Origin of the sequence: Streptomyces tardus, from assembly GCF_018101125.2 — a bacterium.
GTDB classification, from domain to species: Bacteria; Actinomycetota; Actinomycetes; order Streptomycetales; family Streptomycetaceae; genus Streptomyces; species Streptomyces tardus.
Window position 1 is genome coordinate 3,158,316 of the sequence record NZ_JAELVF020000001.1, and the last position, 25,840, is coordinate 3,184,155.

At 71.4% G+C, this 25,840-nt stretch carries 22 protein-coding genes; 11 read left to right on the forward strand and 11 right to left on the reverse strand.

The features are described from left to right. The first annotated feature begins 297 nt into the window (after positions 1-297). Positions 298-1,494 carry a dipeptidase gene (locus JGS22_RS13565; RefSeq protein ID WP_308405654.1) on the forward strand — a complete coding sequence of 399 codons (1,197 nt, stop codon included), beginning with the start codon at positions 298-300 and terminating at the stop codon, positions 1,492-1,494. A 78-nt stretch (positions 1,495-1,572) separates the two neighbouring features. On the opposite strand, the gene JGS22_RS13570 is transcribed toward JGS22_RS13565, so the two are convergent. Continuing rightward, positions 1,573-2,028 carry an RICIN domain-containing protein gene (locus tag JGS22_RS13570; protein WP_211040978.1) on the reverse strand — a complete coding sequence of 152 codons (456 nt, stop codon included), beginning with the start codon at positions 2,026-2,028 and terminating at the stop codon, positions 1,573-1,575. Between the two features lie 199 nt (positions 2,029-2,227). Here JGS22_RS13570 and JGS22_RS13575 point away from each other — a divergent pair, with 199 nt between their 5' ends. Then, entirely contained in the window at positions 2,228-2,755 is a 528-nt protein-coding gene (locus JGS22_RS13575; protein WP_211040977.1) for a GNAT family N-acetyltransferase, read from the forward strand. Between the two features lie 123 nt (positions 2,756-2,878). On the opposite strand, the gene JGS22_RS13580 is transcribed toward JGS22_RS13575, so the two are convergent. From JGS22_RS13580 to JGS22_RS13590, 3 genes are all read right to left on the reverse strand, one after another. Next, a complete protein-coding gene (locus JGS22_RS13580) occupies positions 2,879-3,514 on the reverse strand; it encodes a PASTA domain-containing protein (protein WP_236073144.1) in 636 nt (211 codons plus the stop codon). Between the two features lie 166 nt (positions 3,515-3,680). Continuing rightward, positions 3,681-4,244 (reverse strand): NlpC/P60 family protein, encoded by a 564-nt coding sequence (locus JGS22_RS13585; RefSeq protein ID WP_211040976.1) that lies wholly within the window; start codon positions 4,242-4,244, stop codon positions 3,681-3,683. 422 nt (positions 4,245-4,666) lie between these two features. Continuing rightward, on the reverse strand, positions 4,667-5,839 hold the full coding sequence (locus JGS22_RS13590; RefSeq protein ID WP_211040975.1) for an acyl-CoA dehydrogenase: 1,173 nt from the start codon (positions 5,837-5,839) through the stop codon (positions 4,667-4,669). 211 nt (positions 5,840-6,050) lie between these two features. On the opposite strand from JGS22_RS13590, the gene JGS22_RS13595 reads away from it, so the two are divergent. Then, complete coding sequence (locus JGS22_RS13595) at positions 6,051-7,391, forward strand: UDP-glucose dehydrogenase family protein (protein WP_211040974.1); 1,341 nt, start codon at positions 6,051-6,053, stop codon at positions 7,389-7,391. Positions 7,392-7,531: 140 nt separating this feature from the next. Then, on the forward strand, positions 7,532-7,726 hold the full coding sequence (locus JGS22_RS13600; protein WP_211040973.1) for a hypothetical protein: 195 nt from the start codon (positions 7,532-7,534) through the stop codon (positions 7,724-7,726). Between the two features lie 260 nt (positions 7,727-7,986). On the opposite strand, the gene JGS22_RS13605 is transcribed toward JGS22_RS13600, so the two are convergent. Beyond that, positions 7,987-8,352, reverse strand: coding sequence for a hypothetical protein (locus tag JGS22_RS13605; protein ID WP_211040972.1), 366 nt, complete (start codon positions 8,350-8,352; stop codon positions 7,987-7,989). A 473-nt stretch (positions 8,353-8,825) separates the two neighbouring features. On the opposite strand from JGS22_RS13605, the gene JGS22_RS13610 reads away from it, so the two are divergent. Continuing rightward, on the forward strand, positions 8,826-9,203 hold the full coding sequence (locus JGS22_RS13610; RefSeq protein WP_211040971.1) for a VOC family protein: 378 nt from the start codon (positions 8,826-8,828) through the stop codon (positions 9,201-9,203). Positions 9,204-9,320: 117 nt separating this feature from the next. Here JGS22_RS13610 and JGS22_RS13615 read toward each other — a convergent pair whose 3' ends face one another. Further along, on the reverse strand, positions 9,321-10,574 hold the full coding sequence (locus tag JGS22_RS13615; RefSeq protein ID WP_211040970.1) for an LCP family protein: 1,254 nt from the start codon (positions 10,572-10,574) through the stop codon (positions 9,321-9,323). Between the two features lie 205 nt (positions 10,575-10,779). On the opposite strand from JGS22_RS13615, the gene JGS22_RS13620 reads away from it, so the two are divergent. Beyond that, positions 10,780-11,331 carry an acyl-CoA thioesterase gene (locus tag JGS22_RS13620; RefSeq protein ID WP_211040969.1) on the forward strand — a complete coding sequence of 184 codons (552 nt, stop codon included), beginning with the start codon at positions 10,780-10,782 and terminating at the stop codon, positions 11,329-11,331. Positions 11,332-11,620: 289 nt separating this feature from the next. Further along, a complete protein-coding gene (locus JGS22_RS13625; RefSeq protein WP_211043532.1) occupies positions 11,621-12,568 on the forward strand; it encodes an oxidoreductase in 948 nt (315 codons plus the stop codon). Positions 12,569-12,784: 216 nt separating this feature from the next. On the opposite strand, the gene JGS22_RS13630 is transcribed toward JGS22_RS13625, so the two are convergent. Next, entirely contained in the window at positions 12,785-14,440 is a 1,656-nt protein-coding gene (locus JGS22_RS13630) for an LCP family glycopolymer transferase (protein WP_216814978.1), read from the reverse strand. A gap of 188 nt (positions 14,441-14,628) precedes the next feature. Between JGS22_RS13630 and JGS22_RS13635 the strand changes: the two genes are divergently transcribed. After that, positions 14,629-15,660: a glycosyltransferase family 2 protein gene (locus JGS22_RS13635; protein WP_308405655.1), complete on the forward strand. Its 1,032-nt coding sequence runs from the start codon at positions 14,629-14,631 to the stop codon at positions 15,658-15,660. Positions 15,661-15,789: 129 nt separating this feature from the next. Here the strand turns inward: JGS22_RS13635 and JGS22_RS13640 are convergent, their stop codons facing one another. The 4 genes from JGS22_RS13640 to JGS22_RS13655 all read right to left on the reverse strand — a co-directional run bounded on the left by JGS22_RS13640 (position 15,790) and on the right by JGS22_RS13655 (position 21,851). Then, positions 15,790-17,514, reverse strand: coding sequence for an LCP family protein (locus JGS22_RS13640; protein ID WP_308405656.1), 1,725 nt, complete (start codon positions 17,512-17,514; stop codon positions 15,790-15,792). Positions 17,515-17,547: 33 nt separating this feature from the next. Continuing rightward, complete coding sequence (locus tag JGS22_RS13645; RefSeq protein WP_211043314.1) at positions 17,548-19,311, reverse strand: LCP family protein; 1,764 nt, start codon at positions 19,309-19,311, stop codon at positions 17,548-17,550. A gap of 341 nt (positions 19,312-19,652) precedes the next feature. Further along, positions 19,653-20,927 (reverse strand): LCP family protein, encoded by a 1,275-nt coding sequence (locus tag JGS22_RS13650; protein WP_308405657.1) that lies wholly within the window; start codon positions 20,925-20,927, stop codon positions 19,653-19,655. A gap of 174 nt (positions 20,928-21,101) precedes the next feature. Next, entirely contained in the window at positions 21,102-21,851 is a 750-nt protein-coding gene (locus tag JGS22_RS13655) for a TIGR03089 family protein (protein WP_211042015.1), read from the reverse strand. Positions 21,852-21,998: 147 nt separating this feature from the next. Between JGS22_RS13655 and JGS22_RS13660 the strand changes: the two genes are divergently transcribed. The 3 genes from JGS22_RS13660 (at position 21,999) to JGS22_RS13670 (ending at position 25,661) form a co-directional block, all read left to right on the forward strand. Further along, complete coding sequence (locus JGS22_RS13660) at positions 21,999-23,477, forward strand: N-acetylmuramoyl-L-alanine amidase (RefSeq protein WP_211042016.1); 1,479 nt, start codon at positions 21,999-22,001, stop codon at positions 23,475-23,477. Between the two features lie 134 nt (positions 23,478-23,611). Further along, complete coding sequence (manB, locus tag JGS22_RS13665) at positions 23,612-24,691, forward strand: mannose-1-phosphate guanylyltransferase (RefSeq protein ID WP_308405658.1); 1,080 nt, start codon at positions 23,612-23,614, stop codon at positions 24,689-24,691. A 49-nt stretch (positions 24,692-24,740) separates the two neighbouring features. Continuing rightward, positions 24,741-25,661 carry a DNA-3-methyladenine glycosylase family protein gene (locus JGS22_RS13670; RefSeq protein WP_211042018.1) on the forward strand — a complete coding sequence of 307 codons (921 nt, stop codon included), beginning with the start codon at positions 24,741-24,743 and terminating at the stop codon, positions 25,659-25,661. The last annotated feature ends 179 nt before the right edge of the window (positions 25,662-25,840 follow it).

Here is a 25,840-nt window from a genome sequence, read left to right on the forward strand (position 1 = left end):
GCGCGCATCCCGTGAGGCCGGAAGCAGGCCAGTGCCTCCGCCACCGTTAGATTACTCACACGTAGCAGGGCGTTCACATCACGGAAACGTCACGGTGTCGGGGTGGTGTCGTGGTGGTGTCGGGGTTTTCCGCGCGCCGCTCTGTCCGTACGCCACCGCCGCGCACTCCGCGCGCCGGTCGTCAACTCCCGTACGCCCGTACGGCCGGGCCGGGGACTTGGCATGATGGCGCGGACAACCAGGACGTACGGCGGCGTGGGCACCAGCGACCACGCCCGGCGCGTGTGCGGAGGCGCAGTGGCAGACAGAAGCGAACACCTGGCGACCGCGAGGGAGTTGCTCGCCGAGCACCCGGTCGTCGACGGGCACAACGATCTGCCGTGGGCGCTGCGCGAGCAGGTCCGCTACGACCTCGACAGGCGGGACGTCGCCACCGACCAGTCCGCCCATCTCCACACCGACATCCCGCGGCTGCGTCAGGGCGGCGTCGGCGCGCAGTTCTGGTCGGTGTACGTGCGCACCGATCTGACCGGGGACGCCGCCGTCAGCTCCTGCCTGGAGCAGATCGACGTCGTGCGCCGGCTGGCCGCCCGCTACCCCGCCGACCTCGAACTCGCCTTCTCCGCACAGGAGATGGAGGACGTACGGGCACGCGGCCGGATCGCCTCCCTGATGGGCGCCGAGGGCGGCCACTCCATCAACAACTCCCTCGCCACGCTCCGCGCGCTGCACCGGCTGGGTGTCCGCTACATGACGCTCACCCACAACGACACCATCGACTGGGCGGATTCGGCCACCGACGACCCCCGGCACGACGGCCTGACCGCCTTCGGCGAGGAGGTCGTGCGCGAGATGAACCGCTGCGGCATGCTCGTCGACCTCTCACACGTCGCACCCGCCACCATGCACGACGCGCTCCGGGTCACCGAGGCGCCGGTGATCTTCTCGCACTCCTCCTCCCGAGCAGTCTGCGACCACCCGCGCAACATCCCCGACGACGTGCTCGCCCAGCTCCCGGCCAACGGGGGCGTGGCGATGGCGACCTTCGTGCCGAAGTTCATCCTCCCCGCGGCGGTGGAGTGGACGCGCAGCGCCGACGAGAACATGCGCGCCAACGGGCTCCACCATCTCGACGGCACCGAGGAGGGCATGCGGGTGCAGCGGGCCTTCGAGGAGGCCAACCCCCGCCCCCGCGCGAACGCGGCCACCGTCGCCGACCATCTGGACCACATGCGCGAGGTCGCCGGAATCGACCACCTCGGCCTCGGCGGCGACTTCGACGGCACCGCCTTCCTGCCCGACGGACTCGACAGCGTGGCCGGCTATCCGAACCTCGTCGCCGAACTGCTCGCCCGCAAGTGGTCCCCGGCCGATCTGGCCAAGCTCACCTGGCACAACGCCGTACGGGTCCTGCGCGACGCGGAGTCGGCCGCCCGCGAGGTGCAGTCCCGGCGGGAGCCGTCCATCGCCACGATCGACCAACTCGACCGCTGAGCAAGGGGCCCGGCCGCGTCCGTGCTCGTGCCCGTGCGTGGCCAGGCCCGCCCGGGTTCCGGGCCGAGCGGGCCTGGCTCAGACGGCTTCGAGGGTCCACCACTGGAAGGGGGAGTCGATGTCCTCGCCCTGGAGGGCGGGAGCACCTTCCTCCTTCGAGGAGCCCGGTATCTCCAGCAGCAGGCCGCTGAGGTAGCTGACAAGGGAGTACGTGCCCGGCTTCGCCACGTGCTCCTCCAGCAGCCACTCCTGGGCGCCGAAGTTGTTGGCCCTCCACTGCTGGATCGGTGCGCCCGGCTCCAGCGAGGCTCCGGTCACGTCCAGCCGCTTGCCGCTCGCCACGCTCACCACGTGGCGCAGCGCGCTGCCCTCGTACACCGGTGTGATCCGCCACAGCTGGCCGGCCAGATCCCCGCTGCCGGGCGGGCTGCCCTGCTGCACCCGAACGCCTGCGGCGGTGCGGCCCCCGTACACCTCCAGCAGCAATCCGCTGCCGACGTTCCGCACCCGAAAGCTCCGGTCGATCTCCGACATCCCTCACCCCGTCCGCCCTCGTGGACTGATGCGCTCGAACTGATCCACTTCGCAACCGCACCGGCGTCCACGCACCGGTCGGCTGCATGTTCGTCATGCTAGGCGCGGCCTCTGACAGCCGCCCCGAGCAGCGGTGCGCGACCCGGAGCAGCGTGCGAGGCCCCGGGGCCGGGCGCACGCGCCGTGCGAGACTGCGCGGATGCTCCTGCGACGCGAAGCGCCCACCGACCTCCCCGAGGTACGAGCCCTGACGGCCGCCGCGTTCGCCACCATCGGTGGCAACGAGAACCGCGAAGTGCCCGTCGAGGTGCCGCTGCTGGACGCCCTGCGGGATTGCGAAGGCTGGATCCCCGAACTCTCCCTGGTCGCGGTGGACGCCGAGGACCGACCGATCGGGCACGTCGTGTGCACCCGCGCGGACGTCGACGGCGTGCCGGCCCTCGGCCTCGGGCCGTTGGGCGTGGCGCCCGAGCACCAGCGCGGGGGAGTGGGCAGCGCCCTGGTGCACGCGGTGGTGGCGGCGGCCGAGGCGCGGGGCGAGACGCTGGTCGCGCTGCTCGGCGAGCCGGCCTTCTACGGGCGGTTCGGCTTTCGCGTGAGCACCGCGGACGGCGTCACCGCTCCCGAGGCCGAGTGGGGCGCGTACTTCCAGACCCGCGCGCTGAGCGCCAACGGCCCGGCCCCGCAGGGGCGGTTCCGCTACGCCGGCCCCTTCGGCGAGCTGTAGGGAGCGGATCCGCGGGCCGGCTCGGGCCCGGGCTCACGTAGATCCGCCCGGCCTCTGCCCGTCGCGGGACGGCCGGTGGCGCTGTCACCGACCGACCGCGCCCCGCCGCCCGGCCGTCGTGGGTCAGGGGCAGGTCTCGCCGAACTTCACGGCGGTGAAGGAGACCGGACGCCCTTCCAGCGGCTCGCCGGCGGCCGGTTTCTGGCTGCACACACGCCAGTTGGACTCCAGTACGATCAGCCGCTTCTCGCCCGTCGCGTCCTCGGTGGTGATGCCGGACGTCTCGTCCAGTGCGCCACGGGCGGCCCGCAGGGACTTCCCGGAGAAGTCCGGCATGTTGGCGCCGGCCTTCTCCGGGCGCTGATCCTGCTCGGGGCACTCCTCGTCCAACTTCACGGCGCCCAGGTCGACTTCGGTGCCGGTCGGATGGGTGCCGGGCGAGGGCGACTGGAAGCAGACCTGCCAGTTGCGGGTGAACGCCTGTGCCCGGTCGCGCCCCAGCGCGTCGTGGGTCTTCAACGTGCGGAATCCGGCGTCGGCGGCGAGCTCGCGGGCGGAGTCCAGGCCGCGACCGACCAGTTTCGGGAGCGCGGCGTCCGCCGAGTCGTCCGAACCCTTGTCGCCGGCGTCGGGGCTGCTGTCGCTGCCGGCCGAACTCCCGTTGTCGGCACGTTCGTTGTCGGCGGCGTCGCAGGCGGAGGCGGTCAGAACGAGGCCCGCGGCGAGCAGGCCGGCGAGGGAGGCGCGACGGATACCCATGACCCGATGGTCGCCGTACGCACGCGGTGGCCGGGCGCTTAGCGGCGGCTTGTGACGTTTCCGTGATGCGGGCCGGGGCCGTCCGAGGGGCGCCCACGCCCCGTACCGCGCCGACCGGCTGCGGTCGCTCGGACCGCAGCCGGTCGGCGCGTCAACTGCCTTCGTCTCAGTACTTCTTGGGGCGGTAGGCGTCGTACTGGTCGGCCTTCAGGCCGTAGCTGAGCTTGCGGTAGTCGGTGCCGTGGCCACCGCGCTGCTCGTACGCCCAGTAGGACGTCTTGTTGGAGTTGACCCACTTGTGGAAGATCACCACGTGGCGGCTGGTGTTGCTGCCCACGGGGTCGATGACCAGGTCGCCCTTCTTGAGGTTGGCCATCTTGATCTTCGAGGTGTACGAACTGGTCGCCAGGCCCACGGTGTTGGTGCCGGGCTTGCCGTACTTCAGCGCCATGCCGACGTAGCCGGAGCAGTCGGTGCGGTAGCCGCCCCAGGTCTTGCTCTGGCTGTAGGGGACCTGCTTGCCGCCGTTGGCGGTGAGCCACTTCTTGGCGCGGTTGATGACGGTCGCGCGGGAGATCGCCGCTGCTTCCGCCTTGGTCTCGACCTGCCCCTGCGCCGAGGTGGTCGGCGCCTCCACGGGCGCCTGGGCGGCGCTCGCGGCCGGAGCGAGCGGCAGCAGAAGCGCGGCCGTCGCCAGTGCGGGGACGAGGGTGCGGGTAGTGCGTTTCATGGAATGGTCCTCCCGAGGAATGCGGCGAGCGAGTCCAGTCGTGCGCATGTCAATGCGTGGGACGGTCGCCCGCGAACGACGCTCTACCCAGGCTCATGTGAAGGATTCGCGCCGCGGGGCGAGCGCGGCGACCCGATGACGAGTGTCACCGCATGGATGCCGGATGCACACTCCCGCGCTCCCGGCTCCCCGCTGCCCGTGCCGCGCGCGCCGCTCGCCTCCTGCGGCTCATTCCCGGCACGTCACGCGTGCCCCGCACTTCCCGCGGGTAGTCGCGCACCGCACCCGCCTCGACGCTCGGGGCTCCCGGGGGCGACGCAATCGATCGCCGATCGCCCGGGCGTACGTCCCGGAAACGCCGAACGGCCCCCGGTGCGTGGCCGGGAGCCGTTCCGTGCGCCGTGCGCGGGGCAGTGCCGGGGTTACGGCAGGTTGCGCGCCATGACGATGCGCTGGACCTGGTTGGTGCCCTCGTAGATCTGCGTGATCTTGGCGTCGCGCATCATGCGCTCGACCGGGTAGTCGCGGGTGTAGCCGTAGCCGCCGAGGAGCTGCACGGCGTCGGTGGTGACCTCCATGGCCGCGTCCGAGGCGTAGCACTTGGCCGCAGCGCCGAAGAAGGTCAGGTCCTCGTGCGGACCGCCGCCGCCGACCCGCTCGGACTTGGCCGCCGCCGCGTACGTCAGCTGACGCGCGGCCTCGACCTTCATCGCCATGTCGGCCAGCATGAACTGCACGCCCTGGAAGTCGCCGATCGGTTTGCCGAACTGCTTGCGCTCCTGCACGTACCCCTTCGCGTAGTCCAGGGCGCCCTGGGCGACGCCGAGCGCCTGGGCGGCGATGGTGATGCGGGTGTGGTCCAGGGTCTTCATCGCGGTGCCGAAGCCGGTGCCCTCCTCGCCGATGATGCGGTCGCCGGGGATGCGCACGTTGTCGAAGTAGACCTCGCGGGTCGGGGAGCCCTTGATGCCGAGCTTCTTCTCCGGGGCGCCGAAGGAGACGCCCTCGTCACCCTTCTCCACCACGAAGGCGGAGATGCCCTTGGAGCGCTTCTCCGGGTCGGTGACGGCCATCACCGTGTAGTACTCCGATACGCCCGCGTTGGTGATCCAGCGCTTGACGCCGTTGAGCACCCAGTCGTCGCCGTCGCGCACGGCCCTGGTCTTCATGCCCGCGGCGTCCGATCCGGCGTCCGGCTCGGAGAGGCAGTAGGAGAACATCCCGGCGCCCTTGGCGAGCGGTCCGAGGTACTTGCTCTTCAGCTCCTCGGAGCCGGAGAGCACCACCGGCAGGGAGCCCAGCTTGTTCACGGCGGGAATGAGCGAGGAGGAACAGCAGACGCGGGCGACCTCCTCGATGACGATGCAGGTCGCGAGCGCGTCCGCACCGGCGCCGCCGTAGGCCTCGGGGACGTGGACGGCGTGCAGGTCGTTGGCGGTCAGCGCGTCCAGGGCCTCCTGCGGGAAGCGGCCCTCCTCGTCCACCTCCGCGGCGAACGGGGCGATCTTCGCCTCGGCGAGCGAGCGCACCGAGTCGCGGAGCATGTCGTGCTCCTCCGCCGGCCGGTACAGGTCGAATTCAGCGGATCCCGCCACGGTTCTCACTCCCTGGATTCTGCCTAAATTACTGTCTAGTAACTCAATTCTAGGCGCTGCCCCCGAGGCGGGGATACGTGAGGTTCCCGACAGCGCGCACCGCTATGCTCGCGGATTACGCCCAGCCTTACACCCGGCCCGGCGCCCGGGCACCACGGCGGCGCGACCCGCCGACGCCACCAACCCACACGACCTCAGGAGAAACCGTCACATGGCTCCCAAGCTCACCGTGATCGGTACCGGCTACCTCGGTGCCACCCATGCCGCCGCGATGGCCGAGCTCGGGTTCGAGGTGCTGGGCCTGGACATCGTCCCGGAGAAGGTCGAGCTGCTCTCCCGCGGCCGGGTGCCGATGTACGAGCCCGGCCTGGAGGAGCTGTTGGGCCGGCATGTCGCCGGTCTGGAGGGCGCGAGCGGGCGGTTGCGCTTCACCACCTCCTACGAGGAGGTCGCCGAGTTCGGCGATGTGCACTTCGTCTGCGTCAATACACCCCAGAAGCAGGGCGAGTACGGCTGCGACATGTCCTACGTCGACTCCGTCGTCGAGTCGCTCGCGCCGCTGCTGCGCAGGCCCGCCCTGGTGGTCGGCAAGTCGACCGTCCCGGTCGGCAGCGCGGCCCGACTCGATGCCCGCATACGGGAGTTGGCGCCCGCGGCGGAGGAGATCGAGCTCGCGTGGAACCCGGAGTTCCTGCGCGAGGGCTTCGCGGTCCGCGACACCCTGCACCCCGACCGGATCGTCGTCGGTGTGGAGTCGGAGCGGGCCGAGCGCACCCTACGCGAGGTGTACGCGACCCCGGTCTCCGAGGGCTCCCCCTTCGTGGTGACCGATTTCCCGACCGCCGAGTTGGTCAAGACCGCCGCCAACTCCTTTCTCGCCACCAAGGTCTCGTTCATCAACGCCATGGCCGAGGTCTGCGAGGCGGCGGGCGGCGACGTGGTGAAGCTCGCCGAGGCGATCGGGCACGACGACCGGATCGGAGCCAAGTTCCTGCGGGCCGGCATCGGCTTCGGCGGGGGCTGCCTGCCCAAGGACATCCGGGCGTTCATGGCACGCGCCGGAGAGCTGGGCGCCGACCAGGCCCTGACCTTCCTGCGCGAGGTCGACTCCATCAACATGCGCCGCCGCGGCCACATGGTCGAGCTGACCAGGGACGCGGTCGGCGGTGCGCTTCTCGGCAAGCGGATCGCCGTGCTCGGGGCCACCTTCAAGCCCGACTCGGACGACGTACGGGACTCGCCCGCGCTCAACGTCGCGGGCCAACTGCACCTCCAGGGCGCCCAGGTGACGGTCTACGACCCCAAGGGCATGGAGAACGCCCGCGCCCTCTTCCCCACACTCTCCTACGCCGACAGCGCGAGCGAGGCGGTGCGCGGCGCGGACGTCGTGCTGCACCTCACCGAGTGGCGGGAGTTCCGCGAGCTGGACCCGACGGAGCTCGGCGAGGCCGTCGCCGTTCCGCACATCCTGGACGGGCGGAACGCGCTCGACCCGCAGCTGTGGCGCAAGGCCGGCTGGACCTTCCGCGCGCTCGGCCGCCCGACCGCCTGAGGACGGCGCACCGGCGGCCCGAACAGGGCTGGTCCGCAGCGCCGTCGACCTCGCTCGAACGCAGCAGTCCGAAAGGCGACCCCCGGGGCCCGGTGCCACGCTGGCAACGCCACGCAGGCACACCGAGCCGAGGAGTCACCATGGGTATTTCGGACGAGTTCAAGGACAAGGCCGAGCAGATGAAGGACAAGGCGCAGGACTCGATGGGCAAGTCCGGCCAGTCCGACAAGGACAAGGGCAAGGAGCGCTCCTCGCAGGGCAAGGACTCGAAGGACAAGGCGCGCGGAATGGCCGACAAGGCCAGGGACCGCATGCAGGACCGCCCCGGCGACTGACGCCCTCTTCCGGCTTCCGGTCCGGCCGGGCGCCCCGCGCCCCTCGCCGACTGACGACGCCGCCCCGCCCGGAGCCTTCCGGGCGGGGCGGCGTCGCGTCCGGAAGGCTCCGCGTCGGGAGGGCCGCATCGGGAGGGCACCGCGTACGCCGGCGTCGGGACTTTCCGGCTCGGCGCGAGCGCCTCGGACCGGCGTGACGGTCGCGGTCTGTCCCGCTTGCGTTCGAGGAAGCACGCGTTCAAGGAGGCGGGTGGGGAGCCTCAGCAGAGCCTTTCGTGGTCCCCGTCTTCGAGCCGGTAGGGCGCGGCAAGGACCTCTGTCCAGGCTCGTTTCTCGCTCTCGGTCAGAGAGTTCCATCTCGGGTGTGAAGTGGTCCGCTTGGCCACCCACTCCCATCTGCTGATGTTTCCCGCGAGCCGGTATGTCTCTCGCCATGCTTCCGCTCTGCCGGGCCTTCCCTCTTCTGTGTGGGTTGCGACGATGCTTGCGAGCAGGCTTTTCAAAGAGCCGGCGGAAAATGGACTCCCGGCGAAGGTGTCCGCCGATTCGTCTCCTTCGAACTTGAAGATGACGGCACCTCTGAGCAGGGTCTCGGCTTCGAATGCGGTGAGTTTGAGGGAAGTCATCGAACAGGGCTCATGACACGAAACGGGCCGGCCTGGTTCGGACTTTCAGGCCTTCGGTCACGTTTCCTCTTGCGGATTACAGGTCGGAGGTGGCAGCTCTCGCTGTCGACGGATGGCTTCGGGAGAACCTCGGCCTGCGATCCGTCGGGGCGTCGGTGTCGTTCAACAGGGAAGCATCCACGTACGACTTTCACCGGCCTCACGACGATCCGTTCTCGGAGTATCCGGGTTCTCTCAGTGAAATGGGCGGGGAGTAGGGCTTGTCGAGGTCCGGCTTCTCGGGTTCCGGTCGTGGCTCCCGGAGTTGGGCACTGGTAAGGGCCCCGGGCAGGGCGTCGGCACTCCCGTCGGCCGGCGGCGCCAGTGGCGGGTCCGCGGTGGGTCGAACGGCGAACTCCGGGTCGTTGTCGGTGCGCTGGGAGAGACTGTGGCCAGTAGCAGGAACACCACCAGCTCAGACAGAGAGGTCGACGATGGCTGCCATCACCATGGGCGTGACCGCGCTGGACTGTCCGGACCCGCATGCCCTGGCCGCGTTCTACGCCGCTGTTCTCGATTGGAAGATCGACCCGGAGAGCGACGACGAGTGGGTGGAGCTGATCGGCCCGCAGGGCCGAACCCTGGCCTTCCAGCGCTCGGAGGGGTACCGGCCGCCGCAGTGGCCCGGCGTCGAGCACGCCCAGCAGATGCATCTGGACTTCGACGTCTTCGAGGAGCAGATGGACGAGGCGGAGGCCCAGGTGCTGGCGCTCGGGGCGACGCTGCTGGAGGGCGACCACGACGGTGCGCGCGCCTGGCGGGTGTACGCGGATCCGGTCGGCCATCCGTTCTGTCTCTGCGCCAACGGCTGAGCACTCCGCGAGCACAGCACGATGCACTCCGCGAGGCACACGACGATGCCCCGGCCGCTCTCCCGCGGCCGGGGCATCGTCGTTTGCGTGTGCGCAGTGGGGCGGCCCGCGGGTGGGTCAGTCGCCCTTGACGGTGATCTTCTCGCCGTCCTTCAGCTCCTGCACCAGCTGTTTGACCCGGGTCATGTCCCATTTGAGCGCGGAGCCCGCCGGGCTGCTGACGTTGCCCGCGATCGGCATGTTCATCTGCGTGCCGTCACCGCCGGAGACGCCCTTCATCGCCCAGAACATCCGCAGCAGCTCGTACAGGCTCATGTCCTTGTCGACGATGAGCGCGTCGAGGCCGGTGCCCATGGCGGGGTAGAGCTTGAAGGGGTTGAGAACGGTGCTCGGGGTGGCGCTCTCGTTGGCGAGCGCGGAGAGCAGCTTCTGCTGGTTCTTGGTGCGCCCGAGGTCGCCGCCCTCCGCGTTGTAGCGGTTGCGGACGAAGGCGAGGGCCTGGGCGCCGTCCAGCTCGTGGCAGCCCTCCTGGAAGTCGGCGCCGGAGTTCTTGTCCTTGACCGGCTTGTCGAAGCACATCTCGACGCCGCCCAGGGAATCGACGAGTCCGGCGAAGCCGCCGAAGCCGATCTCCGCGTAGTGGTCGATCTTCAGGCCGGTGTTGTACTCCACCGTGCGGACCAGCAGTTCGGGGCCCTCGATCGCGTAGGCGGCGTTGAGCTTCTGCTGCTGCGCGGGGATCCGGCGACCGGAGGAGGAGCCGGTGAACTCGGGGATGGTGATGAGCGAGTCCCGCGGCAGGCTGACCATGGAGTTCCCGCTCGGGCCGCGGTGCAGGATCATCATGGAGTCGGTGAGTTTGCCGGTTCCGGAGCCGGTCTTGAGCCGCTTGCGGTCCTCGGAGCTCAGGCCCTCGCGGCTGTCCGAGCCGACGATCAGGTACGTCGTTCCCTCGCCGCTGCCCGGCCGGTCCTCGACCTGGCCGAGGTCGACCTCCCGGCGGAGCTTGCCGTCAGCCCAGAAGTAGGTGCCGACGCCGGTCACCAGCAGCACCACGACGAGCGTGAGCACGGCCCACTTGATGCGGCGGGCCCAGTTCGGGCGCGGCCTGGCGTCGCCGTCGCCGTATCCCCGGCCGTAGTCGTCCCCGGGGCCGCCCGGTCCGCCCGGGCCGTTGCCGTACACCTGGCCGTCGCTGTAGCCGGCGTCGTAGCCCCCGCGGTTCTGGGCCGGGACGCCGGGGGCGCGCACCCCGCCCGGGTCCACGGTCGGCATGACGCGGGCGCCTTCCGGACGCGCGCTACGGGAGCCGCGACCGTATCCGTCGCCGCTCCTGCCGTCGTTGCTCAACCCCTGGGGCCACTCATTCATGCGGTGCAGTCTGCCTCTGACCGCGTCTCACAGAACAGTCCGGGTGTCGGACTGGAGCAGTCCTGTAGCAGAGCCGTGGAAAATTGTCCGACTTATCTGCGTATGTCGACGGGTCGGGCCTGCGGTGCGGTGGCAATCGCCACAACGGCGCCCCCCGGTCCGCTTCCGGTGATGTTTGGCCGAAACCCGCCTCTACCCTGGAGCAATGACCGACCCCGCCACCAGCGCCCCGGAGAGCGAGCTGCCCGGAAAGCCGACGGCCGCCTCCCGCACGACGCTCAGCCACATCATGTCCCACAACGACACCAACCTGCTGGGCACCGTCCACGGTGGCGTGATCATGAAACTGGTCGACGACGCCGCGGGCGCGGTCGCGGGCAGGCACTCGGGCGGCGCCGCGGTGACGGCCTCGATGGACGAGATGGTCTTCCTCGAACCGGTACGGGTCGGGGACCTGGTCCATGTGAAGGCGCAGGTCAACTGGACCGGTCGCTCCTCGATGGAGATCGGGGTCCGGGTGCTGGCGGAGCGGTGGAACGAGTCCACCCCCGCGACCCAGGTCGGGACCGCCTACCTCGTCTTCGCGGCGGTCGGCGCGGAGGGCAGGCCGAGGACCGTACCGCCGGTGATCCCGGAGACCGAGCGAGACAAGCGGCGCCACCAGGAGGCCCAGATCCGACGTACGCACCGCCTTGCCCGCCGCCGGGCGATCAAGGAGCTGCGCGACCGTCGGGCCGCCGAGGGCCTGTCCGACTGAGACGTTCCGGGAAGACGATCTGGGGAGCCCGGCGCCGCGTCCCGTGGGACGGGCGGGAGCGAGCGGGCACACGTCCCCGGCCCTCCCCGCGCCCGGCTGCCCGGCGCTCCACCGCCCCGCCCGGGGCGGTCCCGTCGGCGTTCCACGAGGGCCGTCCCCCGGCGCAACCGCTGCTCGTCGCCGCTCCCCGAGCAGCCCCCGCCCCCGCACGGCCGGCGGTCGACTGGCACCCTGGGCCGCCCACGGCGCAGGGCTTCCTGTGCGACCGCGCACCGACGACGGGAGCGACATGAACGGCTGGAACGCCCGTGACATCCCCGACCTCCACGGCCGTACGGCGGTCGTCACCGGGGCCAACAGTGGGATCGGCAAGGCCACTTCGCTCTACCTCGCGCGCGCCGGCGCGCGTGTCCTGCTCGCCTGCCGCGACGCCTCGCGCGGCGAGGAGGCGATGAGCGCCATCCGCGGCGCCGCGCCGCGCGCCGACCTCGCCCTGTTGCCGCTGGACCTCGCCGACCTCGCCTCGGTGCGCACGGCCGCCGCGCACATCACCGAACTGGCAGACGGCCGGCTCGACCTGCTGGTGAACAACGCGGGAGTGATGGCGCTGCCACTGCGGTACACCACGGACGGCTTCGAGATGCAGTTCGGCACCAACCACCTCGGCCACTTCGCCCTCACCGCACAGCTGCTGCCGGTCCTGGGAGCACAGGCCCCGGCGCGAGTGGTGACGGTCTCCTCGCTCGCGCACCGCTACGCGGCGATGGACTTCGCCAACCTCAACGCCGAGACCGGCTACCGCACATGGACGGCCTACGGGCAGTCGAAGCTCGCGAACCTGCTGTTCACCGACGAGTTGGGGCGACGAGCGGACGAGGCCGGCCGTGAGCTGACCGCGTGCGGGGCCCATCCGGGCCTGTCCTCGACGGAGTTGGGGCAGGCCGGACTGCGGATGTCCGGGCACGCCCGGCTTGCGAGGCTGGAGCGCCTCACCCGCTTCTACACCCAGCCCGCCTCCGCGGGCGCGCTCTCGGTGGTGCGCGCCGCCACCGACCCCACCGCCGGCAACGGCGCGTACTACGGGCCGCGTCGCGGGCTGGAGGCCTGGGGTTCCCCGGCCCCCGCCCGGCGTTCCCACAACGCGCGCAGCGTCGAGGACGCCGGGGCGCTCTGGGATGCGAGCGTCCGACTGACCGGCGTCACCCCGGACTTCGGCCCCGAGGCCCCGAGGCCCTGAAGCCCTGAAGCCCTGAAGCCCTGAAGCCCCGAGGCCCTGAAGCCCCGAGGCCCTGAAGCCCTGAGGTCCTGAGCCGCCGTCCGCAGTACGCCGGGAAGCCCGAGCCCGGCAGCCCGAGCCCGGGGCTGCGTACGGGAGGGGGCTCTGCGCACGGCATGACCCGTGCCGAGCGACACCCGAGCCCGTGGGCTGTGCCGGGCTGCCGGGCTGCGTGTGTCAGCCGCAGCTGACCTCGTCGCCGCTCACCGCCCCGAACCGGTTGCCCCTGCCCGCGGTGTCGAGCAGTTTGTCCTCGCGCACGGGCGTGACCTTCTCGAAGTCCTCGCCCAGAGTCACCTTCATCTGGGGTCCCCGCCCCTCCGCCTTGCGCAGTTCGGCACCCGGCAGCGCGGCGGCGAGCGTTCTGGCGGAACGGTCCCAGCGGGGGTCGTAGGTGATCTCGGTGCGTTCGACGTCGTCCTTGCGGGCGTTGCCGGGAATCCCGGTCGTCCGGAACCCGGTGGCCCGCAGCTCCTCGTCGGCGCGATGGCCGAGGCCGGCGCTGCCGGTGCCGTTCTCCACCTGGACCCGGATGCTGCCGGGCGCGACCTCCACGGGCACGGCCTTCCGGTCAGCCCGCCTGTTGTTCCCGCTGCCTCCGTCGTCCTTCTCCTTCTGCGACTTCCCGGCCACCGGCGCCAGCGGCTTGTCCTCGCGCAGCGCGCCGAACAGCTTCTTCGACTTGGGCCCGTCCCAGCGAACCGTCTCCCCGAGCCCCGGCACCCGGTGCTTGGAATCCGCGACCGGCACCGTGGTGAACTCCGAGGACGAGGCGTCGAAGTCCTTCATCGCCTTGCCCAGCGCCAGCATCTCGTCCTTGCCGAAGCCCTGGTCGGCGCGTACGGAGCCGAGCACCGCGCTGCTGACCCGCCGGAACCGCACCGGGTTCAGCAGCACCTCGTTGGAGGCAGCCTCGTCGATCAGCGAGGCGACGAACCGCTGCTGGCGCTGCATCCGCCCGATGTCGGCGGCACCGTCGACCGAGCGCGCGCGCACGTACGCGAGTGCTCCCGCGCCGTCCAGCCTGGTCGTGCCCGCGGGCATGTCCAGCCCGGCCTTCTTGTCCTTGAGCGGTCGTGTGCTGCACACCGGGACGCCGCCCACCGCGTCGACGGTCCGCATGAAGCTGGCGAAGTCCACTTCCAGGTAGTGGTGCACATGGACGCCGGTCATCCGCTCCACCGTGCGGACGGTCAGGCTCGGGCCGCCGCGCGAGTAGGCGGCGTTCAGCTTCTGGCGACTCTCCCCGCGGCGTTCGCCGGTGGCCGGATCGTGGTGCGGCGGCAGCTCGGCCAGCGAGTCGCGGGGCAGGCTGACGACGCTGGCGCGGTCCCGGTCCTCCGAGAGGTGCACCAGCATCATCGTGTCGGTGCAGTTGCAGGAGGCCCCGCCGAGGCGGAGCTTGCCGCGTTCCTTCTCGGTCAGGGCGTCCCGCTGGTCCACGCCGACGACCAGGAAGTTCACCCCGCGGCCGGCGTCCGGCCGGTTCTTCAGGTCCTGGAAGGGGTCGACGCGGTCGATGCCGGCGCCGATCCCGTTCACCAGCAGGTGGCCGGTGCCGCTGACCGTGAGCACGGTGCCGAACCCGACGGGCCGGACACCGGCCGGTGTCCGGCCCGTCGGGTTCGGCACCGTGCGCACGCGGGGGTCGGCGGCGATCTCGTCCGTACGGTCCTCGGAGGGGCCGAGGGCGATCACCACCTCCAGCTCGCCGGGGTAGTCCTGCTCCAGGATGTGCCGGACCGAGGTGCGCAGATGCCGCTCCTCGTTGAGGACCGGCATGATCACCGATACGGCGGGCGTGGTGTCGGGCTCGTCTACTGCGGAGGTCACCGGGTCACGTTACCGCGAACGGGGGAAGGGGCCGCACGGCAGCCGTAGGGGCCCGGACGGCGGGCTTACGGTGCAGTACCGCCGAGGCGGTGGTACCACCGCCTCGGCGGTACTGCACCGTAAGCCCGCCGTCCGGGCCCCTACGGCTGCCGTGCGGCCCCTTCCCCCGTTCGCGGTAACGTGACCCGGTGACCTCCGCAGTAGACGAGCCCGACACCACGCCCGCCGTATCGGTGATCATGCCGGTCCTCAACGAGGAGCGGCATCTGCGCACCTCGGTCCGGCACATCCTGGAGCAGGACTACCCCGGCGAGCTGGAGGTGGTGATCGCCCTCGGCCCCTCCGAGGACCGTACGGACGAGATCGCCGCCGAGCTGGTCGCCGCCGACCCCCGCGTGCGCACGGTGCCGAACCCGACGGGCCGGACACCGGCCGGTCTGAACGCGGCGATCGAGGCGTCCAGCCACGACGTGGTGGTACGCGTCGACGGCCACGGGATGCTCTCGCCCGGCTACATCGCCACCGCCGTACGGCTGTTGGCGGAGACCGGCGCCGCGAACGTCGGCGGCATCATGCACGCCGAGGGTGAGAACGCCTGGGAGCAGGCCGTCGCCGCCGCGATGACCTCCCGCATCGGGGTGGGCAACGCCGCCTTCCACACCGGCGGCAGCGCGGGCGAGGCGGAGACCGTCTACCTGGGAGTGTTCCGCCGCGAGGTGCTGGAGCAGCAGGGCGGTTACAACGTGGAGTTCATCCGCGCCCAGGACTGGGAGCTGAACTTCCGCATCCGCCAGGCCGGCGGCCGGGTCTGGTTCTCGCCCGAGCTCCTGGTCTCCTACCGGCCCCGTCCCAGCGTGCGCGCGTTGGCCAAGCAGTACCGCAACTACGGGCGTTGGCGGCACATCGTCGCCCGCTACCACTCCGGTTCGATCAATCTGCGCTACCTCGCCCCGCCGGCCGCCGTACTGGCGATCGCCGCGGGTACGGTCGCCGGCGCGGTGCTGACGCCGTGGGCGCTGGTGATCCCCGGCGGCTACCTCGCCGCGATCACCGCCGGTTCGCTTCCCGCCGGGCGCGGCCTGCCGGCGGCGGCCCGGGTGCGGATCCCGCTCGCGCTGGCGACGATGCACATGTCCTGGGGCTGGGGGTATCTGACCAGCCCGAAGAAGCTCGCGCGCACGGTCATCGCCAGCCGCAGGGAGCCGGTCCCGAGCAGCTGACGGCGTACGGGCACCGGGCGCGGGGGCGGCGTACGCCTGCCGAGCCGACCGCCGTCCGGCGCCGCGCGCGAGACACGAGGGAGGGGCCCGACGAATGGTCGGGCCCCTCCCTCGTGTCTCGCGCTGGGCTCACCAGGTGTGCTGGCGGCTGACGTTCATACAGGCCGTGTCGTCGTCGCCGTTCATCCCGTCGAGGCTGTCCGGCGCCTTTCCGTCGTCCTCGGGCTTCTCGTCGGACGAGCCGCCGCCGGCGGGGGCGGGGTACGAGCCGCCGGTGCGCCAGTCCGCGCCGACGACCAGGGTGATGCCCTCTCCCTCGGAGGACCGCTTCACGGCTTTCTCCGGGACCCCCAGCGCCTTCGCGACCGCCTGCGCGTCACCCTCCAACTCCGGGTCGGCGTAGCTCAGTTGGGTGTCCCACTTGGAGGTGGGGGCCTGGTCGGGGTAGGCGCGGGCGAAGCCCTTGCCCTGCAACTGCGAGCTGATCGCGTTGGCGCGTCCGGTGACCGGCGTCTGTGTCGAGGTGCCGGTTCCGTTCATCACCCGCACGGATATCTCACCGGGCGGCGCCGCGGTGTCGGCGGGCTCCGGCTCGGCGGGCGCCTTCTTGCCCTTGTCCTTGCCGTCCAGTGCGATGTCCGCGCGGATCATGCCGAACACCCGCTCGGCGTCGGCCTCCTTGGGCAGTACGTAGCTGCCCCCCTGCGAGTACGTCCACGGCATCGTCGCCATGGTGATGCGCTTGGTCGGCACCCGCCGCAGGTCCTCACCGAGGTCGTAGAGCTTCATCACGGTGTCGAGGCTGTCGTCGACGGTGAGCGCCTTGGTGCCCTCCTCGGCGAGCTTGCGCAGCTTTCCGGGGTTGGTGAGCTTGGTGCCGGCCTTCAGCTCGCGGACCATCGAGTTCATGTACATCTGCTGGGCCTTGGCACGGCCGATGTCGCTGCCGTCCTCGAAGCCGTGCCGGGTGCGCAGCCACTGCAGCGCCTGCTCGCCCCGGACGACGCTCTCGCCCTTCTTCAGCTTCAGGCCCGACTTGGGGTCGTTGACGTTGGCGTCCACGCAGACCGGTACGCCGCCCACCGCGTCGGCCATCGAGACCACACCGGAGAAGTCGACCATCATGAAGTGGTCGATGGATATCCCGGTGAGCTCCTCCCAGGTCGCCACCGTGCAGCCCGGACCACCGTTCTGCAGGCTGGTGTTGATGCGGTCCGCACGCTGCTCGTAGACCTTCCCGTCGTCGGTGTCGGTGCACCTGGGGATGGTCACCCGGGTGTCCCGGGGTATGGAGAGGACCGACATGTTGCTGCGGTCGGCCGACACGTGGACCAGCATCTGCACGTCCGCGAGCGGGGGCCGGCCGGCGTCGGCGTGCGATCCGCCGAGCCGTACGTTCTCCTTGCTGTTCCGGCTGTCCGAGCCCAGCAGCAGGATGTTCATGGGGGTCTGGCCCTCGGCGTTGGGCTTGTTCTTCTCCAGCTTCTTGTCGCCGAGGTGCAGGGCGTCCTTGGTGAGGTTGCCGTTCAGGTGCTGGTAGTAGAGGAAGCCGGCGCCGCCGGTGCCGAGTACGAGAACGGCCAGGCCGATCGCGGTCCATTTCAGGGCGCGGCGCTTCTTGCGCGGCGGCTCGGCTCCCGGCTCACCGCCTTCTCCGCCGCCTCCCGCTCCGCCGCCTCCCGCGCCTCCCGCCCCGCCTCCTGCGCCGGCTTCGGCCTGGCGCAGCGGCACGGTGTGGTTCGTGTCCTTCGTCTTCCCGTTCCCGGGCAACCGGTCGCCCGCTCCGTCCTCGGTACGGGCGCCGGCCTGGCGTATGCCCTTGTCGTCGTCGCTCTCAGTGGTCCGTCGTCGCACAGGACCCTCCCCCTTGATCAGTCCTCGTCCGACTCACTTGGCGCAGACGTCTCTGTCGTCGCCGTTGATGTTCTGCACGCCGTCCGGTGCCTTGTCCGGGGCCTCGATCGGTGTGCCGGCGGCCTTGAAGTCCGCTCCCAGCGTCAGGGTCATGGGGACCGAGTCGCCTGCGGGTGAGGACTTCTTCTTCAGTGCGGACTTGGCAAGTCCCATGAGGTCGGCGAGCGTTGCTGCCTGCGCCTCCTGGTCCGAGCCGAATTCCAGTGTGGTGGTGTCGAGTTGGGCCGGGGCGTTGCCGGAGTTGGTGGACAGGCGCACGCCGTGGTCGTTCTGCAGCCAGCTCACGGTCTGCTGTGCGGAACCGATGGGCCCACCCCCGTTGTAGATGTCCACCCGGACTTCACTCTTGGGGGCCTTCTCGACCTTCTTCCCCTTCTTGTCTGACTGGTTTTCGTCCTTCTTGGTTCCAGCCAGGGACTTGTCCGCCTTGATCATCTCGAACAGCGGGGTGGCCTTGGCGTGGTCCAGGACGACCGTCGACTTCACCGTCTCGTTGGGGTTGTCCAGCACCGGGACGGTGGCGAAGGTGATGTTCTTCGGGCTCACGCTCTGCAGGTCGGAGGCGAGCGCGGCGAGCTTCTTGACGCTGCCGATGCCGGTGTCGACGGTCAGCGCGTCGGTGGCGGCGTTGGCGAGGTTCCACGCCTTCTTCGGGTTGGAGAGCGAGCCGCTGTTCTTGACCTCGCGGAACATCGAGCTCAGGAACTGCTGTTGGAGCTCGATCCGGCTCAGGTCGCTTCCCAGCCCGACCGATCCGCGGGTGCGTACGAAGGCCAGCGCGTCCTCGCCCTGGACCTTGTGCTTTCCCTTGGTCAGCTTGAGCTTCGACTTCTTGTCGTCGATGTCCTTGGCGACGCACACCTCGACGCCGCCGACCGCGGTGGAGAGTTCCTTGACCGCGTTGAAATCGGCCATCATGAAGTGGTTGATCTTTATCCCGGTCAGTTCCTCGACCGTGCGCCAGGTGCAGCCCGGGTCCCGCCCGTTCTGGCCCAGGCTCTCGTTGAAGCGCGCCCCGCGGCTGCCCGGTACCGTCTGCTCGCCCTCGTCGGTCTGCGTCGGACAGTCGGGAATGTCCACCACCATGTCGCGCGGGATGCTCAGCGCGGTGGCGTGCGAACGGTCCTTGGCGACGTGCAGCAGCACGGTGGTGTCCGCGTGGCCCTTGCTGTCGCGGTCGCCGTAGCCGGCGTTGCCCTTGCCGCTGCGTGCGTCGGTGCCGAGGATCAGTATGTTGACCGGTCCGTCGGTGGTGGCGTCGTTCTTGATGCCGACGTCGACCTTGTCGATGTTGTTGTTGAAGTGCTGGTAGACGAGGTAGCCGGTGGTGCCGAGGACCACCAGCAGCAGCGCGAGCGAACCGCCGCCCCAGCGCAGCACCTTCTGCTTCCGGCTGAGCCCTGGCTTGCGCTTGCGCCGGCTGCGGCCGGCCGTCGGCTCGGCGGCCCTGCGCCGGGAGCGCTGCCCGGGAACCGCCGCCCCGGAACGGTCCTCGGTCTTCTCGTCCCCGCCCTTCGGCGAGGGACCGGATATGTCACCCGCGTCGGTGTCCCGGCGCCGACGCACACCACCGGTGGCGTTGCGTTGGCCGGGAACAGCGGAGGGTGACCCCGTATGGTCGTGGCCCGGTCCGTCGGGGGCGTTCAGTCGCAGTTCGTAACTGCCGGTCTCGGGGTCGAACACCCACTGATCTGCGGGGTCCACGTCTCCCGAGCGTCCACGGCCATGCGTGTCCACTTCGCGCGAGTCCTCCGTTGCGGCCCGGGTCGCCTCTCCCCTCGGAGCGCTCCGGACGGTCGGGGCCGTATGTTTGAGCGCACACCTTATCCGCCCAGTTCAGCGGCGGACCACGTCGGTGAGGCTTTATCCGGCGCTACATGCGGGGGTATTCGGGCATATCGCCCCGGACTGGTTGGGTGATTCCGCGACCCCCGCACTCCGCGCCGCCCCGACCGCCCTCTCACGCGCCCCGACAGACCCGCTTCCGCCCCGTCTCCGCGCTGCTTCCGCCACCGCTCCCGCCACGCTTGGCGCTCCTCGGCCGGCTCGTGGGGCCGCCCGCGCCGGCGCTCAGCCGCTCAGTCGTCGTCCGCGCAGACCCCGCCGCTCTCAGGCGGCGAGGACGCGTACCCGCCGGGTGCCGGGCTCTGCGAGGCCGGGTCCTGCGGCGAGGAACTCTGCGTACGGGCGCCCTCGTTCCGCTCCCGTGCCCCGGTGCGCCCGCCCTCGTGCACCGGCCGGTCCTCCCGCAGCTGCGCGAACAGCCGGGCCGCGTCCGGCTGTCGCAGCTCGTCCCGGTTGGGGTTCTGGCGGTAGGGCTGCCTCGGTACGGTCATGAACCGCACCTCCTCCGCCGGAATGTTCCGCACGCTGCGCACCAGGTCGTACAGCTCGGTCAGGGAGTTCAGGCCCGAGTCGGCCGTGACGGAGGAGGTCGCGGCGTTCAGCACGGGGAAGAGCTTGGCGGGGTTCATCAGTACGCCGTTGCCGCGCACCTTGCGCACCAGCGAGGCGAGGAAGTCCTGTTGACGGGCCATCCGGTCGGTGTCGCTGCCGTTGCCGAAGCTCTGGCGGGCACGTACGTAGCCGAGGGCGTCCTCGCCCCGCAGCGTCTGGCGTCCGGCCGGCAGGTCGAGCTTCGCGTCGCGGTCCCTGACCGGGTCCGGCAGGCAGACCTGCACGCCGCCCACCGAGTCGACCAGCTGTTTGAAGCCGTCGAAGTCGATCACCATGTGGTGGTCGACGCGTACGTCCGTGAGCTTCTCGACCGTACGGATCGTGCAGGCCGCCCCGCCGAACTGGTACGCCCAGTTGAACTGGGCGAACTGCCCCTTGGCGCGGGAGCTGTCCGGGCGGTCGCAGGTGGGGATGTCCACCATCAGATCGCGGGGGAGCGAGACGGCGGTGGCCCGGTCCCGGTCGGCGGACAGGTGCAGCAGGATCGCGGTGTCCGAGCGCGCCGTGCCGTTGTCCCTGCCGTACCGACGGTTCTGGCCGCTGCGGTCGTCCGAGCCGATCACCAGGATGTTGGAGGCGCCGTCCACCTCGGGATCGGGCCGCTCCCGCTCGTACTTCTCCAGCAGCTCGGCGGTGGCGGTGTCGGTGGTGATGTTGCCCTCCAGTCGGTGGTACATCACCCAGCCCGTGCCCGCTCCCGCCAGGATGACCACCGAGGTGGCGAACGCCGTCCACCGCAGCCACCGTCCCGCGCCCGAACGTCGTCCGCCGCCGCCGTCCCGTCCGTCGCCCTGTCCGTCGGAGCCGGAGCCGCCGCTGTTCGCGCCGTCGGCGCCCGCCACCGTTCTGGGATGCCGGTGCGGTGTTCCCTCCGGGCCGGTTTCGGCGTCGCTCACGGCAGTGTCCATCCCTCCGGCTCGACGGCGTACGCCCCGGAGCGCCTGCGGGCTCGGGCCGCCCGGCGGCCCTGCCGGGCGCCGGCGACCGCCGGGGTGTGCGAGGACCCGCCTCGAATCCGGGACAGGTCCTCCAGCGATCCTCGGGGCGTCCGCCGCCGCCCACCACCGCCGCTACGCCGTGTGAGTGATGCGCTCGCTCTCCCGGCGAGCGGCGAGCGCGTCGGCGTCCAGTCGGTCGGCGTTGCGGTTGAGCACCACCGAGGCGCCGGCCGCCAGCGGGGCGAGCAGTCCGCGGGAGATGCCGGTCCAGTCGTCGTACTCGCGCACCGAGAGCACTCGGGACCCCGCGGTCAGTCCCAACGCGGCGGCGTCCCCCCTGGCCTGCTCGACGACCTGCGCGCCGCTCAGCGTTCTGCCGCCGATGACCAGCGACGGCGACCGGCCCTCCACCGGTACGTACGGGCTGAACCGGTCGCCCTGGCCCGGCACTTCGACCGCGTAGTCGACGAAGCCCTCCGGCGGCTGCGGGAACCGCGCGCCCAGCGGTCGCAGGCTGAGCGCGATCCGCTCGCCGCCGCAGCGCCGCGCCTCCTGGAGGCTGTCCGGGCCGCTGACCACGAGATCGGCCGCCGCCGGGTCGCCCTGCGGCTCCACCACCACTCCCACCGACGAGCCGGCGAGCAGCCAGACCGCGGTCTGCCAGTGTGCCGGCAGCAGCAGCGCGAGCCGGTCGCCCGGCTCGACGGACAGTTCGTCCTGGAGGAGGTTGGCGGTCTTCGCCACCCAATTGGCGAAGGTGGCGACGGAAAGTTCCACGCGCTCGCCGGTCGCGTCGTCGTAGTACGTCACCAGCGGGCGGGAGGGGTCCGCCGCGAGGGTCGAACGCAGCAGGTCGGCGGGGGTGGAATCAGTGGCGTGCATGGAGCCAGCGTATCCAGCGGGCGGTCCGTGCGCAGTCGTCGGGACTCCGCCGCTCCGGACGGGTCAAGCAGGTGTGACGGCGTGTCACCCGACGGCCCGTCAGCTGACGAATAGACAGATTTGTCCCTGTATGTACAGGCTCTTGGTATGCGTGCACTCCTTGCTGCCACAGTCGGTTCCCTCTGCACGGCCGCGCTGATCGTCCCGCTGGCCCAGCCCGCGGCGGCCCAGCCCGCGCCCGCGACCGAACTGCCCACCCGTACCGACACCACCTCCGCCGTTGCGGCCGGCCTCGCCGCGTCGAACACCGCGACCCGCGCACGTACCGCCGACACCGGGCGGGCCGAACGCCCCGCCCGCACCCGGACGTTGCCCCTCTCCTCGCTGAGCGGGAAGGACCGCGCCGGGCTCACCGAGGGCGGTCGGCTCGGAGCGCGGGGGGTCACCTCGTTCTCGATGCTCGGCGTGGTGTGGGACGACGCGGAGCAGGAACTGGCGGACCACGTCGAGGTGCGTACCCGCTCCGGCGCCACCGGGCGGTGGACGGGCTGGTCCGAGCTCTCCCACCACGCCACCGACGCCCCCGACCCGACCTCGGCCGAGGGCGGCGGCGTACGCGGCAGTACGGCCCCGCTGTGGGTCGGCGAGTCCGACGCGGTCGACGTACGGCTCGCATCCGGGAGCGGCTCGAACGCCGAGCTGCCCGCCGGACTGCGGCTGGCCCTGATCGACCCCGGCACCACGGCCGAACCCGCCGCACCCGTCTCGCGCGGGGATCACGCGACGGACAGGGCGAACGCGGCGAACGGGAGCGCGCCGTCCGGTCCGGGCAAGGGAAGTGCCGTGCCGCGCGCCGCCGTCGACGGCAAGCCCGGCGGCCCCGCCTCCGGACTCGGCGGACAGGCCGTTGCGAGCAGCGCGGTGAACTCTCAGCTCGCCGAGCTGGGCGCCGAACGCATCCCCCCGGAGGCACCGCGGCAGAACCTCGCCGCGCCGCAGGGCGGCACCGACGCCAACGCCGAGCCCATCGGGCCGCGCCCGGGCATCGTCACCCGCGCGGGCTGGGGAGCCAACGAGTCCTGGCGCGAGCCGGGCTTCGGCTACACCACCACCGTGAAGTCCGCGTTCGTGCACCACACCGCGGAGAGCAACAACTACACCTGCGCACAGGCCCCTTCGGTGATCAGGAGCATCTACCAGTACCACGTGCGCAGCCTGGGCTGGCGGGACATCGGCTACAACTTCCTGGTCGACAAGTGCGGCCAGATCTACGAGGGCCGGGCCGGCGGCGTGGCCAAGGCGGTGCTCGGCGCCCACACGTACGGCTTCAACAGCAACACCACGGGCATCGCGGTACTCGGCTCCTTCGGCTCGACCGAGCCGCCGAAGGCCGCGGTGGAGGGCGTCGCCAAGCTCATCGCCTGGAAGCTCGGCCTGCACGGACTGAATCCGGTCGGCAGCGTCACCCTCACCTCGGGCGGCGGCAAGTGGCCGGCCGGCACCAAGGTCAAGATGCGGGCGGTCGCGGGACACCGCGACGGCTTCGCCACCGAGTGCCCCGGCGCCAAGCTCTACGCCAAGCTGCCCGAGATCCGCACCCTGGCGGCACGGCTCCAGGGACGCTGAGGGGCGCGCACCCGCGTTGAGCGGTCGTGAGCGACGGGAGGCTTCGGGCATTGGCCCCGGGGCCTCCCACTTGCTCGTTTGCTTACACTGGCCGTTCGATGAGCAGCCCCGACCCGGCAGGAAGCAGAAGCACGGTGACAGAAGCGATACTCCTCGTCGGAGGCAAGGGCACTCGGCTGCGCCCCCTGACGGTCAACACTCCGAAACCCATGGTCCCCGCCGCAGGCGTGCCGTTTCTGACCCACCAGCTCGCGAGGGCCAAGGCCGCGGGCGTCGACCACGTGGTGATGGCGACCTCCTACCTCGCGGAGGTCTTCGAGCCGTACTTCGGAGACGGTTCGGCGCTGGGCCTGGAGCTGGAGTACGTCACCGAGGACGAGCCGCTGGGCACCGGCGGCGCGATCCGCAACGTCGCCCCGCGGCTGCGCTCGGCCGCCGACGAGCCGGTGCTGGTCTTCAACGGCGACATCCTCACCGGTCTGGACATCCGGGCCCTGGTCGACACCCATCGCGGCAGCGGCGCCGACGTCTCGCTCCATCTGACCCGGGTCGCGGACCCGCGCGCCTTCGGCCTCGTCCCGACCGACGGCGAGGGCCGGGTGACGGCGTTCCTGGAGAAGCCGCAGACGCCCGAGGAGATCGTCACCGACCAGATCAACGCCGGTGCGTACGTCTTCACCCGCTCCGTCATCGACAGCATCCCCGCCGACCGGCCCGTCTCCGTGGAGCGCGAGACCTTCCCCGGACTGCTCGCCGAGGGCGCGCACCTTCAAGGCATGGTCGACTCCACCTACTGGCTCGACCTCGGCACCCCGCAGGCGTTCGTCCGCGGCTCCGCCGACCTCGTGCTCGGTCGCGCCCCCTCACCCGCCGTGCCGGGCCGCCGGGGCGAGCGACTGGTGCTGGACGGCGCGGAGGTCGCTCCGGACGCCAAGCTCACGGCGGGTTCCGTGGTCGGCGCCGGTGCGCGGATCGGCGCGGGCGCGGTCGTCGAGGGCAGCACGATCCTCGCGGACGCGACCGTGGCGCCGGGCGCGACGGTGCGCAACTCCCTGGTCGGCGCCGGCGCGCACATCGGCGCGGGCACGGTCCTGGACGGCGCGGTGATCGGCGACGGCGCGATCGTCGGCGAAGGCAACGAGCTGCGGGAAGGCGTACGCATCTGGTGCTACGCCCGCATCCCCGACGGCGCGGTGCGCTTCTCCGCGCCGTGACGACCCGGCACCCGGCCGCGGGTACGCGGCACGCGCCGGGCGGCGCTCCGTGACCGGTCCCGTCGTACGGCGCTGGGAGCCCTCCGGGCCGTACGACCTGCCGGGCAGTCTGCGGGTGTTGCGCCGCGGCCCCGGCGACCCCACCCATCGGCTGTGCGACGGCGAGTTGTGGCGTACGAGCCGTACGCCCGACGGGCCGGTGACGCTGCGGCTGACCCCTGAGTCGGGAGCGGTGCGCGCGGAGGCGTGGGGGAGCGGCGCGGACTGGGCGCTGGACCGAATCCCGGCGCTGCTCGGCGAGTTCGACCGGCCCGAGGAGTTCGTCCCCCGGCACCGGGTGGTGCTGCGGGCCCACCGCGCCCGACCGGGTCTGCGGCTGGTGCGCACCGGTCTGGTGCTGGAGTCGCTGATCCCCTCGGTGCTGGAGCAGAAGGTCACCACCGACGAGGCGTACCGCGCCTGGCGGTTGCTGGTGAGGCGCTACGGCGAGCCGGCGCCGGGCCCCGCGCAGCTGCTGCCGCCGGGCATGTACGTGATGCCCGGCCCGCGCGAGTGGCGGCACATTCCGTCCTGGGAGTGGCACCGGGCCGGCGTCGACGGCAAGCGCTCCGCCGCGGTGCTCCGCGCCTGCCGGGTCGCGCCCCGGCTGGAGGAGGCCGCCGGGATGGCGCTGCCGCAGGCCCTGCACCGGCTCCAACTCGTCCCCGGCATCGGTCCCTGGACGGCCGCCGAAACCCTTCAGCGCAGCAACGGCGATCCGGACGCGGTGACCGTCGGCGACCTCCATCTGCCCGGCATCATCGGTTATGCACTGACCGGTCGGCGCGGTCTGGGCGACGACGCGATGCTGGAGCTGCTCGCCCCGTACGCCGGCCAGCGCCATCGGGCGACCAGGTTGCTGCTGGCGGAGGGGCCGGTTCCGGCACGTCGTGCTCCCCGGTTCCCGGTGGGCGACATCGCCCGGCTCTGAGCGCACGACCACCCGCAGCCGCCGCGCTTGTCCGAGGGCGTTGGGCTCGACTTCGGGCCGCCGCGCTCAGCTCGGGCCGTTGCGCGCACGCGTTCCGCCGCGCTCGCCCTCGGGCCGTCGGTCTCGCCCGAGGGGCCTCGGGCATCCTTTCGGGCAGTGCGGACGGGAGCCGGCCCTCG